This window comes from Rhodococcus sp. AG1013, from assembly GCF_003350365.1.
GTDB lineage: Bacteria > Actinomycetota > Actinomycetes > Mycobacteriales > Mycobacteriaceae > Prescottella.
On the sequence record NZ_QQAT01000027.1, the window covers coordinates 1 to 20,524 of the forward strand.

Here is a 20,524-nt window from a genome sequence, read left to right on the forward strand (position 1 = left end):
CATCGTCCGCGACATCCAACGCGCACTCGCCATCTGGATCGGCACCTGCCCACTGTGTCACCACAGGTTTCCAACCTAACAAAGTCCTACTAGTGGGGGGTGTCCCTACCCGGTTCGCAAGGCGGCTGCGTTACCGGAAGCGGACTGATATGACTGCACTCTCGGTATGAGGCCATTGGGTATGAACATGCAGTTTTGGGAGGTATCGGCGCTCTTCCGGCATCTGAGGAACTATCTCGTGAACGCCCGTCGATTCTTCGCAGGGTGGCGTGTCACCGAGATTCCGAGCACCGAACACCCTCATCCTGAAGACCGCTGAACGACCTGTTCGGTCCCAAGTTCGAATTCGCTGGGCCGGCCTTCGAGTCGTCCTCCGAGTCGATGCTCGTGTAGTGGCCGACCGGCGGCCGGACGTCATCGCATTCGATATCTGACGGAGGCTGCTCGGGTTGGTGGTCGGCGTATCGGAGGTCTCTGACGACGTCGAGTGCGACCCCGCTGTTCTGCGGATGTGATGCGACAGGTCAGGGGTTGGCGTGTTCTTGTGGCGCAAGGGAATTCCCGGGTGCGATGCTCGCGCAGTTGGACGGGGCGGGCTTACCGTCGAATCGGTCGTTGATCCAGACGAGGGCGCCCGGTAGCCAGAGCGCGCCGCCGGGGGAATGGCTGATGGTGTCGTACTGGTCGTACTGAACAGGCAGTCCGGCGTCGCAGTATCTGATGGCGAGGCTACGGACATCTCCCGTGACCATGATGCCGTCACCCGCTCCGATACCGGGGCCACCCGGTTGGGTGCCCTCGAGGGTTCCGTTGGCTGCCTGAGCGATGAACATCGGGATCGTGGGTATCGGCGCGGTACCCATGTTGATCCGGTTGACGGCATCGACGTACTCGGGAATCGAGTTGGGATCCGCGTACTCCGGTTTGACGAGATCCTGCCAGGTCAGGCCGGGATATTGCCCGATCACATTGCTGATCGACGCGTCGTCCAGTCGAGCCATGACCTCACGTCCCCGGTCGCTGAGATACGGGCTGAAGTCGATGTCGTACGAACGGGCCACACCGACCACGCCCATTCCGACAACACCGCCCCATCCGATGCTTCCGCTGGCGTATCGGAGATTGTTGACCGGATTGACGAGCACGCCGCCCTGGGCGGCACCGATCAGATCGTCGTTGATATCCGGTGCATATTCGGGCGCGAGGATCGATGCCCAGTTGGTGGCGATCGCACCACCGGAATACCCCATCAGGCCGATCTTGGCGTCGTCGGTGATTCCGGTTTCGGGAACGTTGCGGGCGGCGCGTAGGGAATCGAGGGTCATCATGCCGTACTCGGGTCCGGCAGCGAAGTGCGCATCCGGACCCTCGGTATCGGCGACGACGATCGTGTAGCCCGCCGCGAACAGTGGGCCGAACACGGCCGTTTCGACGGAGGGGAGTGTGCCGCCGATGTTGGGGTTGCGCCCGCTGGGGGTCACACCACCGATCGTGATGTCGCCGGCGATTGCTCTCGACGGGCCGTCCTCAGGGTTCAGCGAGTCGTAGAAGGACTGGTAGGAAACGACTCTGTTCGGCTGGGCATTCTCCGGTCGCAGGATCGAGGTCACATTTGCGGACGGCTGCCCGAGGGCGTCGGTCGATCGGTAGAGCACCTGCACTGCCTGCACCGGTGTCGGGACGTTGACCACGTGGTACGGCACGCTGCGTGTCTTGAGAACCGCACCAGGCTCGTAGGACGCCAATGGTGCGGTGCCGTCATATCGGTAGAAGGGGTCGCCCGTTGGTTCTGCGAGGGCGGCCGGCGCCGCAGCACACGTCAGTGCAACAGCGAGTAGCGCTACGGCGGTGCGTGACAGGCCCCTTGGCGACATGCTCAACCCCCACTGGAATGGGCCACGTCTGACCATGTGGCCGCGACATGACGACCACGATATATTTGCTGATCAGTAGCGTGGCGTGAATCGACCACTGTGATCACTTCGCATCGCAACGCTCCGCGGGTCCGGTAGGACTGATCCGGCATTGCAGACGACGGGCACTGCGGACCGGTGGCCGGCATGGGGGTTCTCGGGATGGGGCGCGGCCGAGCCGATGGCCCGCACGTCCGCAGGCTCACGGCGCCCGTCGGATAATTGCCGTCATGAGTCCCGACACCGAACGCCTCACCGCCTGGGTCCACGGATATGTCCAGGGTGTCGGATTCCGGTGGTGGACCCGGGCGCGCGCCCTCGAACTGGGTCTGTCCGGCCATGCGACCAATCACGTCGACGGCCGGGTGCTCGTGATCGCCGAGGGGCCGCGCGATGCGCTCGAGCGGCTCCTGGCGCTGCTGCGGTCGGGGCAGACGCCGGGCAGTGTGACGCTCGTCGTCGAGCACTTCGGCGCGGCACGCGGGGGCCTTTCCGGGTTCGTCGAGCGCTGATCCGCCGGTAGAGTCCACCGTCATGCACCTGAAGAGTCTGACGTTGAAGGGCTTCAAATCCTTCGCGTCTGCCACGACTCTGCGGTTCGAGCCCGGCATCACGTGCGTCGTCGGCCCCAATGGTTCGGGCAAGTCCAACGTGGTCGACGCTCTCACCTGGGTGATGGGCGAGCAGGGCGCGAAGGCGCTGCGCGGCGGCAAGATGCAGGACGTCATCTTCGCCGGTACCGCCGGCCGCGCGCCGCTGGGTCGCGCCGAGGTGACGCTGACGATCGACAACTCCGACGGCGCGCTGCCGATCGAGTACTCCGAGGTATCCATCACGCGGCGCATGTTCCGCGATGGCGCCGGCGAGTACGAGATCAACGGCAACTCGTGTCGGCTGATGGACGTGCAGGAACTGCTCAGTGACTCCGGCATCGGCCGCGAGATGCACGTCATCGTCGGTCAGGGGCGGTTGTCCGCGATCCTCGAATCCCGTCCGGAGGACCGGCGGGCGTTCATCGAGGAGGCCGCGGGTGTCCTCAAGCACCGCAAGCGCAAGGAAAAGGCCGTCCGCAAGCTCGATGCGATGCAGGCCAACCTCGCGCGGCTCACTGACCTCACCGCGGAGTTGCGTCGACAGCTCAAGCCGCTCGGCCGGCAGGCCGAGGTGGCCCGGCGAGCGCAGAGCGTGCAGGCGGACCTGCGCGACGCGCGCCTGAGACTGGCCGCCGACGACCTCGTCACGCGGCGCACCGAACTCGCCAGCCAGACGCACGACGAGAAGCTCGCCCGGCAGCAGCAGGAAGCGGTGCAGGCCGCGCTCGAGGCGGCCACCGCCGAACTCGGTGGGCACGAGCAGGCCCTCGCCCGCCTGACACCGCAGGCCGAGGCCGCGGGCCAGACATGGTTCCAGCTGTCGGCGCTGGCCGAACGGGTGAGTGCCACGATCCGGATCGCGCAGGAGCGGGCGCGTCATCTCGACGCCGAGCCGGACGCCGGTCGCGGACAGGATCCGGACGAGATGGAGGCCCGCGCCGAGCGGATCGCGCAGGAGGAGGCCGAACTCGTCGCGGCGGTCGAGATCGCGCGCGCCACCCTGGAGGCGGCCCGCGAGCAACTCGCCGAACGTGAGGAGGCCGCTGCCGACGCCGAGCGCGCCCACCTCGCGGCGGTGCGGGCGATCGCGGACCGACGTGAAGGACTGGCCCGGCTGTCGGGGCAGGTCGACACATTGCGGACCCGGGCAGAATCCGTGGACGCTGAGGTCGCCCGCCTCGACGTCGCGATCGACGAGGCCCGACAGCGCGGGGACGCGGCGCAGACCGAGTTCGACGCCGTCGAGGCCACGGTCGACGACCTCGACGCCGGCGAGGTGGGTCTGGACGGCCACCACGAACGTGCCGTCGCGGCACTGACTCTCGTGACCGACCGGGTCACCGAACTGCAGGCGGCCGAGCGTGCCGCGGGTCAGGAAGTGGCGTCGCTGAAGGCTCGGATCGACGCCCTGTCGATGGGTCTCGAACGCCAGGACGGTGGTGCGTGGCTGCTCGAGCATCACGCTGACCTGGGCCTGACGGGTGTGGTGGCCGAGTTGATCCGCGTCGACGCGGGTTTCGAGGCGGCCGTCGCCGCCGTCATGGGCCCCGCGGCCGACGCGATCGTCGCGGAGTCCGCCGCTGCCGCCGCGAGTGCGGTGCAGGAGCTCAAGGCCGCGGACGGCGGACGGGCCGCAATCATTTTCACGATCGAAAACCGCGGTAGTACAACACGTCCCACGCTGACTGGGACGGCGAAGTGGGTTGCGGACGTCGTCGAGTGTCCCGAGTCGGTGCGCTCCGGGATCACGGCGCTCCTCGCGGGCGTCGCGGTTGTCGACTCGCTCGACGACGCCACCGAACTGGTGCGGGCGATGCCGTCGGTGCGTGTGGTGACCCGCGACGGCGACCTCGTCGGGGCCGGCTGGATCACCGGCGGCTCGGACCGTCGGCCCAGCACGCTCGAGGTGCAGGCCGCGATCGACACCTCCGTCGCCGGCCTCGAGGCCGCCGAGCGGCGTGCCGAGGAGTTGACGGCGGCGCTCGCCGGCGCGGTCGCCGAACAGGCCGATCGGGCCGAGGTCACCGAGCAGGCCCTGGCCGCGCTGCACGAGTCCGACGCCGCGCTGTCCGCGGTCTACGAGCAGTTGGGGAGGCTGGGGCAGGTTGTCCGGGCCGCGCACGCCGAATCCGAGCGGCTCGTCGCGCAGCGGCTGAAGGCGGAGACCGGCCGGGACGAGACCCTGGCGTCGCTCGCGGAACTCGAGGGACGGTTGCGGCGGGCCGAGGAGGAGCAGTCGGGTGGGGATCCGGCCGATGCCGACGGTCCCGACGCCACCACCCTCGAGCGTGAAGCAGCCGCCGCGGCTCTGACCGAGGTGCGCGCGGTCGAGGTGGAGGCACGACTCGCGGTCCGCACCGCCGAGGAACGTGCGGAATCCGTTCGCGGCAAGGCAGATTCGCTCCGCCGGGCGGCCCAGGTCGAGCGTGAGGCCCGAGCCCGCGCGGAACGGGCGTTGCAGGCCCGGCAGACCGCGGCCGCTGTCGCGGCCGCCGTGGCCGACGCCGGTGGACGGATCGCGGGACGACTCGAACGGGTGGTCGCAGCGGCCGCCGCCCATCGGGACGAACTCGCCCGCCTGCGCGCCGCTCACACCGAACAGGTCGAGGCCGTCCGGGAACAGGTCCGGCAGCTCACCGCGCAGATGGCGTCGCTCACCGACGCGGTCCACCGCGACGAGGTGGCCCGCGCGCAGGCCGCGCTGCGGATCGAACAGCTCGAGCAGACGATCCTCGAGCAGTACGCCATCGCACTCGACGACCTGATCGCCGAGTACGGGCCCGACGTCCCACTGCCGCCCACCGAGCTCGAGATCGTCGAGTACGAGCAGGCCCGCGAGCGCGGGGAACAGGTCACCAGGCCCGCGCCGATACCGTACGACCGCGCGACGCAGGAACGTCGCGCGAAGCGGGCCGAGAAGGACCTCGCGACGCTCGGCAAGGTCAACCCGCTGGCGCTGGAGGAGTTCGCGGCGCTCGAGGAGCGCTACAACTTCCTGTCCACCCAGCTCGAGGACGTGAAGAACGCGCGCAAGGATCTCCTCGGCGTCGTCGCCGATGTCGACACCCGCATCCTCGGGCTGTTCACCGAGGCCTACGCCGACGTCGAGCGCGAGTTCGTCGAGGTGTTCGCGAAGCTGTTCCCCGGCGGCGAGGGCCGCCTGGTGCTCACCGACCCGTCAGACATGCTCACCACCGGCATCGAGGTCGAGGCCCGGCCACCCGGCAAGAAGGTCAAGCGGCTGTCGCTGCTGTCCGGTGGCGAGAAGTCGCTCACCGCGGTCGCGATGCTCGTCGCGATCTTCCGGGCCCGGCCGTCGCCGTTCTACGTCATGGACGAGGTGGAGGCCGCACTCGACGACACCAACCTGCGTCGACTGATCGGTCTGTTCGAGCAGTTGCGGGAGAAGTCGCAGCTGATCGTCATCACGCACCAGAAGCCGACGATGGAGGTGGCCGACGCGCTGTACGGCGTGAGCATGCGCGGCGACGGCATCACCACCGTGATCTCGCAGAGGCTGCGCGGTCAGGACCTGGTCGCCGGGTGACGCCGGAACCTTCATCCACGTGCACGCGACCGCGTGTCCGCACTCGATAACACTCGATGAGTAGACGAATGGGAGAACCGATGAACGCCCACGATTTCCCGGTGAAGACCGCGGACGGAACAACCGAGGATCTGAGTACCTACAAGGGCCGGTTGCTGCTGATCGTCAACGTGGCCAGCAAGTGCGGACTGACCCCGCAGTACGAGGGGCTCGAGGCGCTCTACGGGGCGAACAAGGATCGCGGGCTTCAGGTCGTCGGGTTCCCGTGCAATCAGTTCGGGGACCAGGAACCCGGCGACGACGCCGAGATCCAGCAGTTCTGCAGCGTCAACTACAACGTCACCTTCCCGGTGTACGCCAAGCTCGAGGTCAACGGCGACGACGCGCACCCGCTGTTCACGTACCTGCGCGCCGCCGCCCCGGGCGACTTCGGACCGGACCACGGATTCCTCTACGAGCACGTCAGCAAGACCCGTCCCGAGGCGATCGGCACCGACGAGGTGAAGTGGAACTTCACGAAGTTCCTCGTCGACCGCGACGGCGAGGTCGTTCGCCGCTTCGAGCCGACTGTCACCCCCGAACAGATCGCCGAGGAGATCGCCGGACTGCTGTAGAAGGCGCGCCGCGGCGGCACGTGACACCCGGGGATCGGATCCTCGGGTGTCACGTGCGGATCGCCGCCCCGCGTCGCCTCTCTTGCCCGGACACGTCACAGCCGCGAGCAGCCTGACAGGATGTTGGGGTGACTACCGGAGCCTGGATAGCAATAGCGGCCGTACTGGCCGTCCTTGTCGTTGCGCTCGTCGTCGGCCTCACCATGGCCCGACGTCGCCGCATCAGCCTGACCGCGCCCGAAAAGCCGGAGCTGACGGAGCAGCCGAAGGACCGTTCGGGCGGGTATCAAGCCGGTGGCGGATTCAACTTCAGCCAGGGGCCGACGGCCACCGCGCCGCCGAAGGTGCCCCCGGCCGCGCCGAAGACGCCGCCGGCAGCACCCCCGGTGCCGCCGGCCGCGCCGCCCGTTCCTCCGACGGCGCCCCCCGTCCCGCCGGCCGCGCCCGCACCTGCCCCGGAGCCCACGCCGCCGCCCGCCCCCGAGCCCGTCGCGGAGCCGGAACCCGTCGTCGAGCCCGAGCCCGCCCCCGCGGCGGAGCCGGTCGTCGAGGAGAAGCCGGTCGTCGCGCCGGTCGCGGAGCCCGAGCCGATTGTCGAGGAGAAGCCGGCTGTCGAGGAGAAGCCGGCTGTCGCGCCGGTCGCGGAGCCAGAGCCGGTCGTCGAGCCCGAACCTGTTGTCGAGGCCGCCCCCGCGCCGGCGATCGAGGAGATCGAACCCACCGAGGGCCGTCTGGACCGCTTGCGCGGTCGTCTGTCGCGGTCGCAGAACGCGGTCGGCAAGAGCCTGCTCGGCCTGCTCGGTGGTGGTGACCTCGACGAGGATTCGTGGGAGGAGGTCGAGGACACCCTGCTGATCGCGGACCTCGGCACCGCAACGACGACCAAGGTCGTGGAACGTCTGCGTGAGCAGATGGCGGCCCGCGGCGTGCGCAGCGAGGCCGATGCCCGCGCGCTCCTGCGCGAGGTGCTCGTCGAGGAACTGCGCCCCGAGATGGATCGCTCCATCCATGCCTTGCCGCACGGTGATCATCCCGCGGTGCTGCTCGTGGTCGGTGTCAACGGCACCGGCAAGACCACCACGACCGGCAAGCTCGCCCGCGTGCTGGTCGCCGACGGCCGCCGTGTCCTGCTCGGTGCCGCCGACACGTTCCGTGCCGCGGCAGCGGATCAGCTGCAGACGTGGGCCGAGCGGGTCGGCGCCGAGGTGGTGCGCGGCAAGGAGGGCGGCGACCCGGCCGCGATCGCGTTCGACTCGGTTGCCAAGGGCATCGAGGACGGCGTCGACGTCGTCCTGATCGACACCGCCGGCCGCCTGCACACCAAGACAGGCCTCATGGACGAGCTCGGCAAGGTCAAGCGTGTGGTCGAGAAGAAGGCGGCCGTCGACGACGTCCTGCTGGTCCTCGACGCCACCGTCGGGCAGAACGGCCTGATGCAGGCCCGGGTCTTCGCGGAGGTCGTCGACATCACCGGCGTCGTGCTGACCAAGCTGGACGGCACCGCGAAGGGTGGCATCGTGTTCCAGGTCCAGCACGAGCTGGGCGTTCCGGTCAAGCTCGTCGGCCTCGGCGAGGGTGCCGACGATCTGGCGCCGTTCGAGCCGGGGGCGTTCGTCGACGCACTTCTCGGATAGCCGGTTTCGTCCGGTGCGCCGATCCCTTCCGTCCGCGTTGTCCGGACGGGGGTCACGACGACGTAACGGATGACATGCACTCGGACAACGGGCCTCGGTAGAGCGATCTACTGGGGCCCGTTGTTCGTGACGTGTCGGGGGAGTCGAGCGCATCCGCGTTGCTCGGTCACGAGTTCACGCTGGGGGAGGCGCGTAGTGCGAACCGTCCGGACCTTTCTGACCGCCGCGGCAGGGGCCGTTCTCCTGGCCGGATTCGTGGGCACCGCCCCCGCGTCGGCCGACCCGTTCACCGATGCCCGGGCGCGGCTCGACGGCGCCGTCGCGGCAGCCGGGGGCAGCCCCGTCGTCTACCAGTTCGGCCCCGACTTCCGGCTGCCGATGCAGCGTGCGGACGGCAGCGTCTACGACATGGGCACCGACAGCCGGCTGATCGTGATCCCGGGGGCCTCGCGGTCACCGCTCACGTCGGAGTTGCTCGTGGATCGCAAGGCCGGTGACTCGTTGCGATGTGAGGCGACGCCCACCGCGGTCGCCGGTGGGATCCAGCAGACGTCGGAGCTGTACCCGCCCGTCGATGCGTGGAACCGCATGGGGCAGCCCGCAATTGCGATCAACACCAACTTCTTCGATGTGCGCCCGCAGTCCGAAGGCACGAGTTGGGCACGCAGCGGGTGCTCGTCGCCGCTCGGGACGTACTACGACACTCACCTGGCGACGCGGAGCCTGGATTTCTCGAAGTTCTGGGACCGGTACTTCGTCGGGTCCGAGGGCCTGAGCGACGGTGCCGGGCAGGTGTGGTCGCCGCTGTCGACGTTCTTCGTCGTCGACGACAACGTCGCGGGACTGCCGATGCCGGTGTCGTTCGAGCTGCACGACGCCGAAGGCCCGTTCAGCAACGAGGAGACCAGACGGCGGGTCGACCAGTTGGAGTTAGGCGGGCGCGAGTTCACGGCGTTCGCGGGCATCAAGCTGCGTGGGCCGGCCGGGGAGTTCCAGTTCGTCGACAACCCGATCCGACGCGCGGCCCGAACCGCCATCGGCTACAACACTGCTCGCGACCAGTTGTACATCCTGCAAGGCGGATCGAACGAGCCGGACGGTTTCACCCTCGGGAACGTGCAGGATCTGTACCGGGCGCTCGGCGCCGACCTGGCCGTGGGGCTCGACGGCGGTGGATCGTCCGCCCTCGTGGTGAACAAGGCGGCGGGAATCCCTTGGGCAGGACAGGGAATCAATGCCGGAATCGCCCCGCTCGGCTCCTGTCCGGAGGCCCCGGATGCGTACTGTTCGCCGGGTCCGAAGCGTCCGGTTCCGGGGTGGTTGGGCGTCGATATGCGCGAGCAGTTGGGCTCGTAACGGGCAGGATCCTCGCGAAAACTCCCTGATGAAACGTGCCCGCAACATAGTCTGGCCATGCGTTCACCTACGCGAAACAGCCGAGAGCCCTGCCGGAAACACCGCGTGACCACTCTTCTCCATGACGACGTGCTGCCCGGCGCGCGAGAGGGAGGTTCTAGTGAGTCCCGAGGAAGTGTTGGCGAGCTCCGGTAACGCCGCATGGATGCTGATGGCCGCGTCGCTGGTGCTGTTGATGACACCCGGCGTCGCGTTCTTCTACGGCGGGATGTCGCGGTCCAAATCGGTCCTGAACATGATGATGATGTCGTTCGGGTCCATGGCCGTGATCGGCGTCATCTACGTGCTGTGGGGCTGGTCGATGTCCTACGGGACCGAGGACATCGGCGGGGTCTTCGCGAACCCGTTCGAGTTCTTCGGCCTCAAGGACAGCATCACCGACGCCGACGGCAACTTCATCGCCGGCGCATGGGGTTACCCGAATGTCATCGATATCGCGTTCCAGGTGACGTTCGCGATCATCACCACCGCGCTCATCAGCGGCGCACTGGCCGAGCGCGTCAAGTTCGGCACGTGGATGGCGTTCTCCGCGTGCTGGGTGACGGTGGTCTACTTCCCGCTGGCACACATGGTGTGGGGCGGCGGGCTGCTCTCCGGCTCCGAGAACGGACTGGCCGCCAAGATCTTCGGAACCATGGACGACGGTGAGGGCGGTCTGGTCGCGCAGGTCGCACCGATCGACTTCGCCGGCGGCACCGTGGTCCACATCAACGCCGGCATGGCCGCATTCGTGCTCGCGGTCATCGTCGGCAAGCGGATCGGCTTCGGCAAGACCGCGTTCCGTCCGCACAACCTGCCGCTCGTGATGCTCGGCGCCGCGCTGCTGTGGTTCGGGTGGTTCGGATTCAACGCCGGTTCGGCCTTCGCCGCCGACGGTGCTGCCGGTCTCGCCTGGGTCAACACCACCTCGGCCACCGCGGCCGCGATCCTCGGCTGGCTCGCCACCGAGCGGATCCGCGACGGCAAGGCGACGAGCCTGGGTGCGGCATCGGGCGCCGTGGCCGGTCTGGTCGCGATCACGCCGGCGGCAGGTTCTCTGAGCCCGGTCGGTTCGCTCGTGCTCGGCGCCATCGCCGGCATCCTGTCCGCCCTCGCGGTGGGCCTGAAGTACAAGTTCGGCTACGACGACTCGCTCGACGTCGTCGGTGTCCACCTGGTCTCCGGCCTGTGGGGCACGGTCGCGATCGGATTCTTCGCGACCAAGACCGGGCTCTTCTACGGCGGCGACTACAAGCAGCTGGTGATCCAGATCGTGATCGCCGCCTGTGCGCTGACCTTCACCGCAGTTCTCACCGCGGTCATCGCCTTCGCACTCAAGCCCCTCGGATGGCGGGTGTCGAAGGAGAAGGAAGCACGCGGAATCGACGAGGGTGAGCACGCAGAAACTGCATACGACTTCGCCTGACGCGATACTGAAGGAAAGTGAACATCGGGCACATGAGACTTTTCGAAGGGATACAGAGATGAAGCTGATCACGGCGATTGTCAAACCGTTCACACTCGAGGACGTCAAGACCGGCCTCGAACAGGCCGGTGTGCTCGGGATGACGGTCAGCGAGGTGCAGGGCTACGGGCGGCAGAAGGGCCATACGGAGGTCTACCGCGGAGCTGAGTACTCGGTCGACTTCGTGCCCAAGGTTCGCGTCGAGGTGGTCGTCGACGACGCCGCGGTCGACAAGGTCGTCGAGGTCATCGTCGAGGCCTCCCGCACCGGCAAGATCGGTGACGGCAAGGTCTGGGTCACACCGGTCGAATCGGTTGTCCGAGTGCGAACCGGGGAACGAGGTTCGGATGCGCTCTGACCCTCACGGGTCCGGATTCGACGGCCCTGATCCCGTCGCCGCCACGGCGGCCGGGTCGGGGCCGTCCGCGTCTCGCGGTGCGGAGTCGGGACATCCGGACGAGGCCCGGGACCTTGCCCGGGCACGGGAACAATTGCTGACGGGCGGTTCCCGTCACCACCGTCTCGACGCCCCCTCGCTGCGCCACGCCCTGGTCGATCTGCACGAATTCTGGCTCACCACAAAAGGAAACGAACTGGGCATCCGCCCGGACTCGGGGTTCGCGATCGTCGCGGTCGGCGGACTGGGGCGCCGCGAGATGCTGCCCTACTCCGACCTGGACCTCATCCTGCTGCACGACGACGTCGACCCCGCGGTGGTCTCGCAGGTCGCCGACCAGTTGTGGTATCCGCTGTGGGACGCGCACATCAAGCTCGATCACAGTGTGCGAACCGTCCCGCAGGCCCTGCAGGTCGCGACAGCCGACCTGACCGCGACGCTCGGCATGCTCGAGGCCCGCCACATCGCCGGCGACGTCGAGCTGAGCCACCTGCTCATCGGTGGCGTTCGGCGACAGTGGCGCACCGGGATTCGTTCGCGCTTCGACGAACTCGTCGAGCAGTCGCGTACCCGGTGGGCGCGCAGCGGCGAGATCGCGCACCGCGCCGAGCCGGATCTCAAGAACGGACGCGGCGGACTGCGGGACGTCCAGTTGCTCAACGCACTGTCGATCGCGCAGCTCACCGACGGGATGCCCGGTCTCGGGCCGGACGCGCCGGGTGGCGGGCTGGCGCTCGCACACCGGCGCCTGCTGGACGTGCGCACCGAACTGCACCGGGTTGCGGGCCGCTCGCGGGATCAGTTGCGGGCGCAGGACGCCGACGAGATCGGTGCGGCGCTGCGCATCGGCGATCGGTTCGATCTGGCCCGCACGCTCAGCGACTGCGCCAGAACCATCAGCTATTCGGTGGATGTCGGGCTGCGGACGGCGAGCAATTCGCTTCCGCGGCGCGGTCTTTCGAAGCTCCGTGGGATTCCCGTGCGACGGCCGATCGACGAGGGCGTCGTCGAGCATGCCGGCGAGGTGGTGCTGGCGCGTGACGCGCGGCCCAAGCGGGACCCCGGCCTGGTGGTGCGGGTCGCGGCCGCGTCGGCGGCGACCGGGATGCCCATCTCCGCGTCGACGCTGAGTCGGCTCTCCGACAGCGCCCCCGAACTGCGGGAGCCGTGGCCAAAGGGCGCACTCGGCGACCTACTGGTGCTGTTGGGGTCGGGCACGCGGGCGATCCCGACGATCGAGGCCCTGGACCGGACCGGGCTGTGGGGACGGCTGCTGCCGGAATGGGGCGCGGTGCGCGACCTGCCGCCGCGCGACGCCGTCCACACGTGGACCGTCGACCGGCACCTGGTGGAGGCCGTCGCGCAGGCGGGCGCGCTCACCACCCGTGTCGCGCGCCCCGACCTGCTGATGCTCGGCGCGCTGCTGCACGACATCGGCAAGGGGCGCGGCGGCGACCACAGCGAGGTCGGGGCCGAACTGGCCACGCAGATCGGGACCCGGCTGGGGCTGTGGCCGTCGGACATCGGGCTGCTGACCGCGATGGTGCGGCACCATCTGCTGCTGGCGCAGACGGCTACCCGCCGGGACCTGGACGATCCGGGGACCGTGCAGATGGTGGTGGACAAGCTGGGCGGCGACCCGGTGCTGCTCGAGTTGCTCCACGCGCTCGCCGAGGCCGACTCGCTGGCGACCGGACCGGGTGTGTGGGGCGACTGGAAGTCGTCCCTGATCGGTGAGCTGGTGCGGCGCTGCCGCCTCGCGATGGCGGGGGAGAAGCTGCCGGTGCCGGATCCGATCGATCCTGCGCTGATCGACCTGGCGGCCCGCGGCGGGGTGCATGTGTCCCTCCATCCCGGGTCTGCCGCGCACACGTTCGTGGTCACCGTCGTCGCGCCCGACACGCCCGGACTGCTGTCCCACGAGGCGGGCGTGCTGGCCCTCAACTCGCTGCGTGTGCTGTCGGCGTCGCTGGGCAGCCACGGCACCTCGGCGATCAACTCGTTCGTCGTCGCGCCGCGGTTCGGGGCCCCGCCCCAGGCCGGCCTGCTGCGGCAGGAGCTGATCCGGGCGATGGCGGGGGAGGTGGACGTCCTCGAGCAACTGGACGCGCGGGAGCTGGAGTCGCGCGGGACGCAGCCGCTCGAGGATCGGACCGCGGCGGCCGTTCCGGTGCAGTACGCGCAGGCTCCGCCTCGGGTGATCTGGTTCGAAACCGAGGGAGCCGACGAATCGGGTCAGGTGATCGTGGAACTGCGTGCGGAGGACCGGTTGGGCCTGCTCAGCCGGTTGGCACGGGTACTCGAGCGAAACGGCGCCGACGTGCGCTGGGCGCGGGTGAGCACGCTGGGCTCGTCGGTGGTGGACGCGTTCTGTATCCGGCTGTCGGAGTCCGACACCAGGGCCGGGCGCGAGCGGCTCGAGCGTGCGATCCTGTCCGTCGTCCCGGCGCCGGAACCCGAGAAGGAGCCGGACTCCGAGTCCACCTGAGCCCGGCGCGGTCGACATCGGGCGGTTGCTGCGCTGCGCTCTCGGGCGTTGTCGCAGGAACCGCCCGCGGCGCCGTTCGCCGGTTCATCGGTGCCGGGTACAGGGTTGCCGCGCGGTCCGACCGCGTCGAGCGGTTACCCTGGTTGCGAGAATATTCACGGCCTTCTCTCAGAGCTCAGGAGCGCACTCGGTGTTCGAATCCCTTTCCGACAGGTTGACCGGAGCCCTCAAGGATCTGCGTGGCAAGGGTCGACTCTCCGGAGCCGACATCGACGCCACGTGCCGCGAGATCCGTCTCGCACTCCTCGAGGCTGACGTCGCGCTGCCCGTCGTCCGCTCCTTCATCGCCAAGATCAAGGAACGCGCGAAGGGCGCTGAGGTCTCCGGTGCGCTCAACCCGGCGCAGCAGGTCGTCAAGATCGTCAACGAGGAACTCGTCGGCATCCTGGGCGGCGAGACGCGTCGTCTGCAGTTCGCGAAGACGCCGCCGACGGTGATCATGCTGGCCGGTCTGCAGGGTTCCGGTAAGACCACCCTCGCCGGCAAGCTCGCGAAGTGGCTCAAGGACCAGGGCCACACCCCGCTGCTCGTCGCGTGTGACCTCCAGCGTCCCGGCGCCGTCAGCCAGCTGCAGATCGTTGGTGAGCGCGCGGGTGCCGCGGTGTTCGCGCCGCATCCCGGCACGTCGATCGGTGGTGGCGACAACGCGCTCGGTGTCTCGGCCGCCGACCCCGTCGAGGTCGCCAAGGCCGGTGTCGAGGAAGCCCGCAACAAGCAGTACGACGTCGTGATCGTCGATACCGCCGGACGTCTCGGCATCGATGCGGACCTGATGGCGCAGGCCGCCGGGATCCGCGACGCCGTCCAGCCCGACGAGACGATCTTCGTGCTCGACTCGATGATCGGTCAGGACGCGGTCAGCACCGCCGAGGCGTTCCGTGAGGGCGTCGGCTTCACCGGCGTCGTGCTCACCAAGCTCGACGGCGACGCCCGCGGCGGCGCCGCGCTGAGCGTCCGCGAGGTCACCGGCGAGCCGATTCTGTTCGCGTCGACCGGCGAGAAGCTCGAAGACTTCGACGTCTTCCACCCGGACCGTATGGCCAGCCGCATTCTCGGCATGGGCGACGTGCTCAGCCTCATCGAGCAGGCCGAGCAGGTGTTCGATGCGCAGCAGGCCGAGGAGACCGCGCACAAGATCGGCTCCGGCCAGCTGACCCTCGAGGACTTCCTCGACCAGATGATGGCCGTGCGCAAGATGGGCCCCATCGGCAACCTGCTGGGCATGCTGCCCGGCGCGGGGCAGATGAAGGACGCGCTCGCCAACGTCGACGAGAAGCAGCTCGACCGGATCCAGGCGATCATCCGAGGCATGACCCCGGAGGAGCGCGAGAACCCGAAGATCATCAACGGTTCGCGTCGACTGCGGATCGCGAACGGCTCGGGCGTCAAGGTCTCCGACGTCAATCAGCTCGTCGAGCGCTTCTTCGAGGCCCGCAAGATGATGGCCGCGATGGCCGGACGCATGGGCATGCCCGGTGCGCGAAAGCAGATGAAGGGCAAGAAGGGGAAGAAGGGGAAGAAGGGCGGCAAGGGCCCGACGCAGCCCAAGATCCGGGGCGGTTTCCCGGGCGGCTTCCCCGCCGGAATGCCGGGCATGGGTGGCATGCCCGCCGGCATGCCGGACCTGTCGAACATGCCCAAGGGTCTCGACCAGTTGCCGCCGGGACTCGAGGGCATCGATCTGTCGCAGCTCAAGCTCCCCAAGAAGTAGGCACATCCGTGAGCTCGTTCCACCTGCGGGGCACCGGACTGCCCGACGAGCAACCGTTCGACCTGTGGGTGCGCGACGGCGTGTTCTCGGCCGAGCCGGTGCCCGGCGCGCGGACGCTGTGCATGGACGGCTGGATCCTGCCGGGTCTCGTCGACGCGCACTGCCACGTCGGGATCCGGTACGGCGGCGGTGCGGAGGACCTGGACGGTGCGCTGGCACAGGCCCGCACCGAGCGTGACGCCGGCGTCCTGCTGATCCGCGACGCCGGATCGCCGGTGGACACCCGCTCGCTCGACGACGTCGCGGGGCTGCCGCGGATCATCCGCGCCGGACGGCACATCGCCGCCCCGAAGCGGTATATCCGCGGGCTGCCGGTGGATCTCGAGGACGAGTCCCAGTTGCCTGACGAGGTGGTGCGGCAGGCTCGCGCCGGTGACGGCTGGGTCAAGCTCGTGGGCGACTGGATCGACCGCGAGGTCGGTGACCTGGCACCGCTGTGGAGCGACGGCATCCTCGTCGAAGCGATCGAGGCGGCGCACCGAGAGGGCGCCCGGGTCACCGCCCACGTGTTCGGCGAAGACGCGCTGCCCGGTCTGATCAACGCCGGGATCGACTGCATCGAGCACGGCACCGGCCTGACCGACACCACCATCGCGATGATGGCCGAACGCGGCACCGCGCTGGTGCCGACGCTGATCAACATCGACAACTTCCCGGAGATCGCCGACGGCGCGACGCGATTCCCCGTGTACGCCGCGCACATGCGCGACCTGCACGCGCGGGTGAACGACACCATCGGCGCCGCCCGCGATGCCGGCATCCCGATCTACGCGGGCACCGACGCCGGAGGACACGTGAAGCACGGGCGGATCGCCGACGAGGTCGCCTCGCTCGGCAAGGTCGGCATGACGCCCACCGAGGCTCTCGGCGCCGCGTGCTGGAATGCGCAGACATGGCTCGGCGGTGGCGGACTCGAGCCGGGCGCCCCGGCTGATCTCATTGTGTACGAACAGGATCCGCGCACCGGGCCGCAAGTTCTCGCGGAGCCGTCGCTCGTGATGGTCGGGGGACAGGTCGTCACGACGCGGGGCTGACCCCGATTCTGTTGGCGGAGCCGGCCGATGAGGTCGGCGGGACCCACGTCCGACGAGCGGTCGTCGCATGCCTTGTGCCGGTGTCGCGGAGCTTCTCAGCACTGAATGGCCCTGCGGCAACGGCACCGGGTGTGCGACACCATGTCGGCGACGTTGCTCCGGTGGAGGGTGGTCGCGTCGACTCAGCCGAGTTGCTTCATCAGTGAGTACAGGTTCGCCACACCCCAGTGCTCGACGATCCGGCCGTCGCGCACCCGCATCGCGTCGACGGTCTCGAACGCGACCTCCCGGCCGGTCGGCGCGATGTCCATGAACGCGCCTCGGTGTGTGCCGTGGTACGTCTTGTACGTCGTCACCACGTCCCCATCCACTGTCTGCCAATGGATTTCGGCGTGGAAGTCCGGGAAGGCCGCACGCAGCGCGTGGTACAGCAGGCGGGCGCCGTCCTTGTCCGGCGATCGACCGGGCTGCGGGGTGTGGTCGACGAAGTCGTCGGCGAACAGTTCGTCGAACACCGCGTAATCGCCGCCGCCCTGCACCTCCTCGGTGTTCCGGCGGACCACGGCCTTGGCGGCCTCGCCGTCGGGTCCGGCCGCGGAATCGCCGTTCCGAATCTTCGCTGCCGGAACGGAATCCATCGCGTGTCGCCCGTTCGGCGTCGATGCGCGGCGGGCGATGCTTGCCGCGAAGCCCGGTGTCTCGCGTCGGTTGTGGTCGGCCGCCGCGGCGGTGGCGGTGTCGGCGGCGTCCTCGTAGGTGATGCCGTGCCCGTCGAGGAACGCGAAGTAGTCGCCGGTCGGCGTGAGCATGAGACGGTTGGTGATGGTGCAGCGTCCGTCGTCGGTGGCCTCCGCACGCAGTTCCCACGTGGCCTGGACGGTCGTGCGTCCGTCGGGGGTGACGGCGTCGGACGTGGACACCATCCGGCAGTGGTGTGGCGCGACTACCTCACCGATGTAGTGGTGGATCAGCAGTGTCTTGCCGATCTGCTCCACGCCGATGGACATCGGCCTACCACCCGCCCCGGTGCCGACGCCCACCGTGACGTGGTCCGGGGGGGCAACATTGCTGGAACTCCGCTTCGGGAAGCGTGAACAGCCATTCGGCGATGTCGACCTTGTCTGCCTGCACATCGATGATGTGGGTGAAGGTCGAGTCGGAGAGCGTTCGAGTGGACATCCCGGCCTCCCGTCGTGGTGGAGAGCTGCCTCGGTGGACCGCCGCGCCGTGCACGGGACGGGCGGTGAGAACCGACGCTAGTCGGGAGGGGGGTGCTCATGGACCCGGATCCGCAGATGTTTGCAACACAGACACTCGCGATGTGCCCGACCGGTGTGGTGTGCGAGCGAGGATGCGAACTGGCCGGTACTCCTCGCGCTGACTCTCCTCGCGCCGGAGGACGCGTAGGCGCGTTCTGCCGGTTCGTTCCGCCGCTGTCTCGTTCCGTTGTCACCCGGTAAGGGGTGTCGCTTTCGGCGGAGCTCGTCGTCGCGTGACACTCGGGCCCGGAACTCTATCTGCGTCCATAGGACGCTATTGTGGATGTCTGAGCAATCTTTACCGGAGGGGTGCATGACTGAACCGGGCTTGGCGCTCTCGCGACTCTGGGGCACTCCTTCGGTGCTCCGCCCGGGTCCGAAGCCGAGGCTGTCGCTCACCGAAATTGTCGATGCCTCGATCACGCTCGCCCGGACCGACGGGTTGGCGGCGGTCACGATGGCGCGCGTGGCCGAAACCGCACTGTGCGCGAAGATGGCGTTGTACCGCCACGTCAGCGACCGGGACGATCTACTTTCCGCCATGCTCGACCGAGCACTCGGTGAACCACCGCAGCTGAACGGCTCTTGGCGAGAACGGTTTACGGCACTGTGGGATGCCCTGCTCGGTATCTATGCGTCCGACCCTTGGCTACTCGAACTGCCGACGGACGTGAACGGCGTGACTCCGCAGAATCTCGCGTGGATCGACAGGGCACTGAGCCTGTTCGATGAGAGTCTGCTTCCATCGAGTGAGCGCTTGAGCACGGTGCTGCTGATAACCGAGAACATCCGGTTCGAGGCTCGCCGACGAAAGGCAGCGGGCGATCCTGTCGATGATCTTGATTTTCTGCTGGAATCCGCCGTGAGTGCAGGCCGGCGGTTGTCCGGCGAGCGGTACCCCCATCTCGCTGGACTGTCTCGGACTGGAAGCGACGGGGAACCAGCATCCCTGTCGAGCGCTCGTCACGTTCGTGACCTCATGCTTCGATCTGTCGCTGCGTACTTCCCGGAAGGGCATGAGGGATGAGCGGTACCCGGCGCCTGCGGGTCCTGTTCGCGCCGGAAACGTTCAATCTCGGCGAGACCTCCCGTGCGGTCGAGGTCGCGAAGGAGGTACGGGCCGACGGGCATGACGTGCTCTTCATGGGATACTCCCGACGCTTCGCCGGTTACGTCCGGGGGGCAGGGTTCGCGCTCGAGCTTCTCGACCCTGAACTGAGCGAACGGGAAGCGGAGCAGCTCATCGCGGTGGATCAGGGGCGCGCGCTGCGGCACCCGTTCACCGACTCCATGGTGCGAACGCGGGTTGCGAGTGAACTCGCGTTGATCGAACGGTGGCGGCCCGATTGCATCGTGATCGGCACCACGCTGACGCTGTTCATCTCGGCGAGGGCGGCGCGGGTTCCTCTCGTGTATGTCCGTCCCTATGCGATGAGCCATGGTCACCTGACCCGGATGACCATGTTCCCGCTGACGGCCGGCCAGGGTGCGGCGGCCGCTGACGTGAACCGTGCAGCCGCATGGTTCTTGCGCCAGGCCGCTACCAAGGCCCGGTGGAAACCTGGCTCCTTCCGCCGCGTTGCCGCCGAGCATGCCGTCCACCTGCCCGAGCGCACGCTGGCAGCGCTCGACGCAGACCTCAATCTGATCGCGTCATTGTTTCCGTTCGCCGACCAGCGGCCCCTCGCGGCCCGGGAGATCGCGGTCGGCCCCCTCTTCGCTCAGAGCGCTGGCGAGCTTCCGCATCGCGTAGCGTCTCTTGCGGAAAGGAAGCGACCCGCCGTGTACATCGGTATGGGGTCGTCCGCGGGACGACGACTCGTGCTCGAGGTGCTGAAACAGCTCTCCCGGATGGACATCGACATCGTGTCGAGCGCGGGGCGATACGTCACCGAGGACGACTGCGCGGCCCTCCCCGAGAACGTGCAGGTGTACGACTTCCTGCCCGCGCACCTGCTGGCGGGGATGATCGACGCCTCGATCATTCACGGTGGCGAGGGCACCGTGCAGACCGCCTGCGCATCCGGAGCGCCCTTCGCGGGGATCGGCCTGCAGCCGGAACAGCGAATCAACCTCGACGAGTGCGCCCGGTACGGCAACGCCCTCCGGTTCACCCCGCGGGACATCCGTCGCGGAAGACTGCCCCATATCGTGGAGCGCCTGCTGCACGACGAGAGTCTCCGGCACGCCGCCCGTACGGTGCAGCCGCTGGCGCAGCCAGTCGGCGCCGTGAACAGTGCTGCAGCGATCCTCGACCTCGCCCGCAGGGGCATGCATGAGAGCCACTGACGAACAGGCAATGACACCCGACCCGAGATTCATGAAACCGAGTCGGGGGTCATGTCGTTTGATTT

14 protein-coding genes are annotated in these 20,524 nt (G+C 68.4%); 12 read left to right on the forward strand and 2 right to left on the reverse strand.

Features of this window, described 5'->3' with window-relative positions; translation table 11 throughout:
- Positions 1-524: 524 nt before the first annotated feature.
- On the reverse strand, positions 525-1,874 hold the full coding sequence (locus DEU38_RS24845) for a lipase family protein (protein WP_114724058.1): 1,350 nt from the start codon (positions 1,872-1,874) through the stop codon (positions 525-527).
- Between the two features lie 269 nt (positions 1,875-2,143).
- Here DEU38_RS24845 and DEU38_RS24850 point away from each other — a divergent pair, with 269 nt between their 5' ends.
- The 10 genes from DEU38_RS24850 to DEU38_RS24895 all read left to right on the forward strand — a co-directional run bounded on the left by DEU38_RS24850 (position 2,144) and on the right by DEU38_RS24895 (position 16,911).
- Positions 2,144-2,425, forward strand: a complete 282-nt coding sequence (locus DEU38_RS24850) for an acylphosphatase (RefSeq protein WP_114724059.1) — start codon at positions 2,144-2,146, stop codon at positions 2,423-2,425.
- 22 nt (positions 2,426-2,447) lie between these two features.
- Positions 2,448-6,053 carry a chromosome segregation protein SMC gene (gene smc / locus DEU38_RS24855; protein WP_114724060.1) on the forward strand — a complete coding sequence of 1,202 codons (3,606 nt, stop codon included), beginning with the start codon at positions 2,448-2,450 and terminating at the stop codon, positions 6,051-6,053.
- Positions 6,054-6,133: 80 nt separating this feature from the next.
- Complete coding sequence (locus DEU38_RS24860; RefSeq protein ID WP_114724105.1) at positions 6,134-6,667, forward strand: glutathione peroxidase; 534 nt, start codon at positions 6,134-6,136, stop codon at positions 6,665-6,667.
- Positions 6,668-6,795: 128 nt separating this feature from the next.
- Complete coding sequence (ftsY, locus tag DEU38_RS24865; protein WP_114724061.1) at positions 6,796-8,301, forward strand: signal recognition particle-docking protein FtsY; 1,506 nt, start codon at positions 6,796-6,798, stop codon at positions 8,299-8,301.
- Between the two features lie 195 nt (positions 8,302-8,496).
- Entirely contained in the window at positions 8,497-9,657 is a 1,161-nt protein-coding gene (locus tag DEU38_RS24870; protein ID WP_181818935.1) for a phosphodiester glycosidase family protein, read from the forward strand.
- Positions 9,658-9,862: 205 nt separating this feature from the next.
- Complete coding sequence (locus tag DEU38_RS24875; protein WP_114724106.1) at positions 9,863-11,122, forward strand: ammonium transporter; 1,260 nt, start codon at positions 9,863-9,865, stop codon at positions 11,120-11,122.
- A 58-nt stretch (positions 11,123-11,180) separates the two neighbouring features.
- On the forward strand, positions 11,181-11,519 hold the full coding sequence (locus DEU38_RS24880) for a P-II family nitrogen regulator (RefSeq protein ID WP_114724063.1): 339 nt from the start codon (positions 11,181-11,183) through the stop codon (positions 11,517-11,519).
- Positions 11,509-14,046, forward strand: a complete 2,538-nt coding sequence (locus DEU38_RS24885) for a [protein-PII] uridylyltransferase (RefSeq protein ID WP_114724064.1) — start codon at positions 11,509-11,511, stop codon at positions 14,044-14,046. Before DEU38_RS24880 ends, DEU38_RS24885 begins: the two co-directional genes overlap by 11 nt.
- Before the next feature lie 190 nt (positions 14,047-14,236).
- Entirely contained in the window at positions 14,237-15,817 is a 1,581-nt protein-coding gene (gene ffh / locus DEU38_RS24890) for a signal recognition particle protein (RefSeq protein ID WP_114724065.1), read from the forward strand.
- 8 nt (positions 15,818-15,825) lie between these two features.
- Positions 15,826-16,911, forward strand: a complete 1,086-nt coding sequence (locus DEU38_RS24895) for an amidohydrolase family protein (protein WP_114724066.1) — start codon at positions 15,826-15,828, stop codon at positions 16,909-16,911.
- Between the two features lie 182 nt (positions 16,912-17,093).
- Here the strand turns inward: DEU38_RS24895 and DEU38_RS28910 are convergent, their stop codons facing one another.
- A complete protein-coding gene (locus DEU38_RS28910; protein ID WP_258558150.1) occupies positions 17,094-17,918 on the reverse strand; it encodes an ester cyclase in 825 nt (274 codons plus the stop codon).
- Between the two features lie 565 nt (positions 17,919-18,483).
- Between DEU38_RS28910 and DEU38_RS24910 the strand changes: the two genes are divergently transcribed.
- Together DEU38_RS24910 and DEU38_RS24915 are read left to right on the forward strand one after the other, a co-directional pair.
- Positions 18,484-19,197 carry a TetR/AcrR family transcriptional regulator gene (locus DEU38_RS24910; RefSeq protein ID WP_181818936.1) on the forward strand — a complete coding sequence of 238 codons (714 nt, stop codon included), beginning with the start codon at positions 18,484-18,486 and terminating at the stop codon, positions 19,195-19,197.
- On the forward strand, positions 19,194-20,459 hold the full coding sequence (locus tag DEU38_RS24915) for a nucleotide disphospho-sugar-binding domain-containing protein (RefSeq protein ID WP_114724068.1): 1,266 nt from the start codon (positions 19,194-19,196) through the stop codon (positions 20,457-20,459). The genes DEU38_RS24910 and DEU38_RS24915 overlap by 4 nt, the downstream gene beginning before the upstream one ends.
- Positions 20,460-20,524 lie beyond the last annotated feature (65 nt).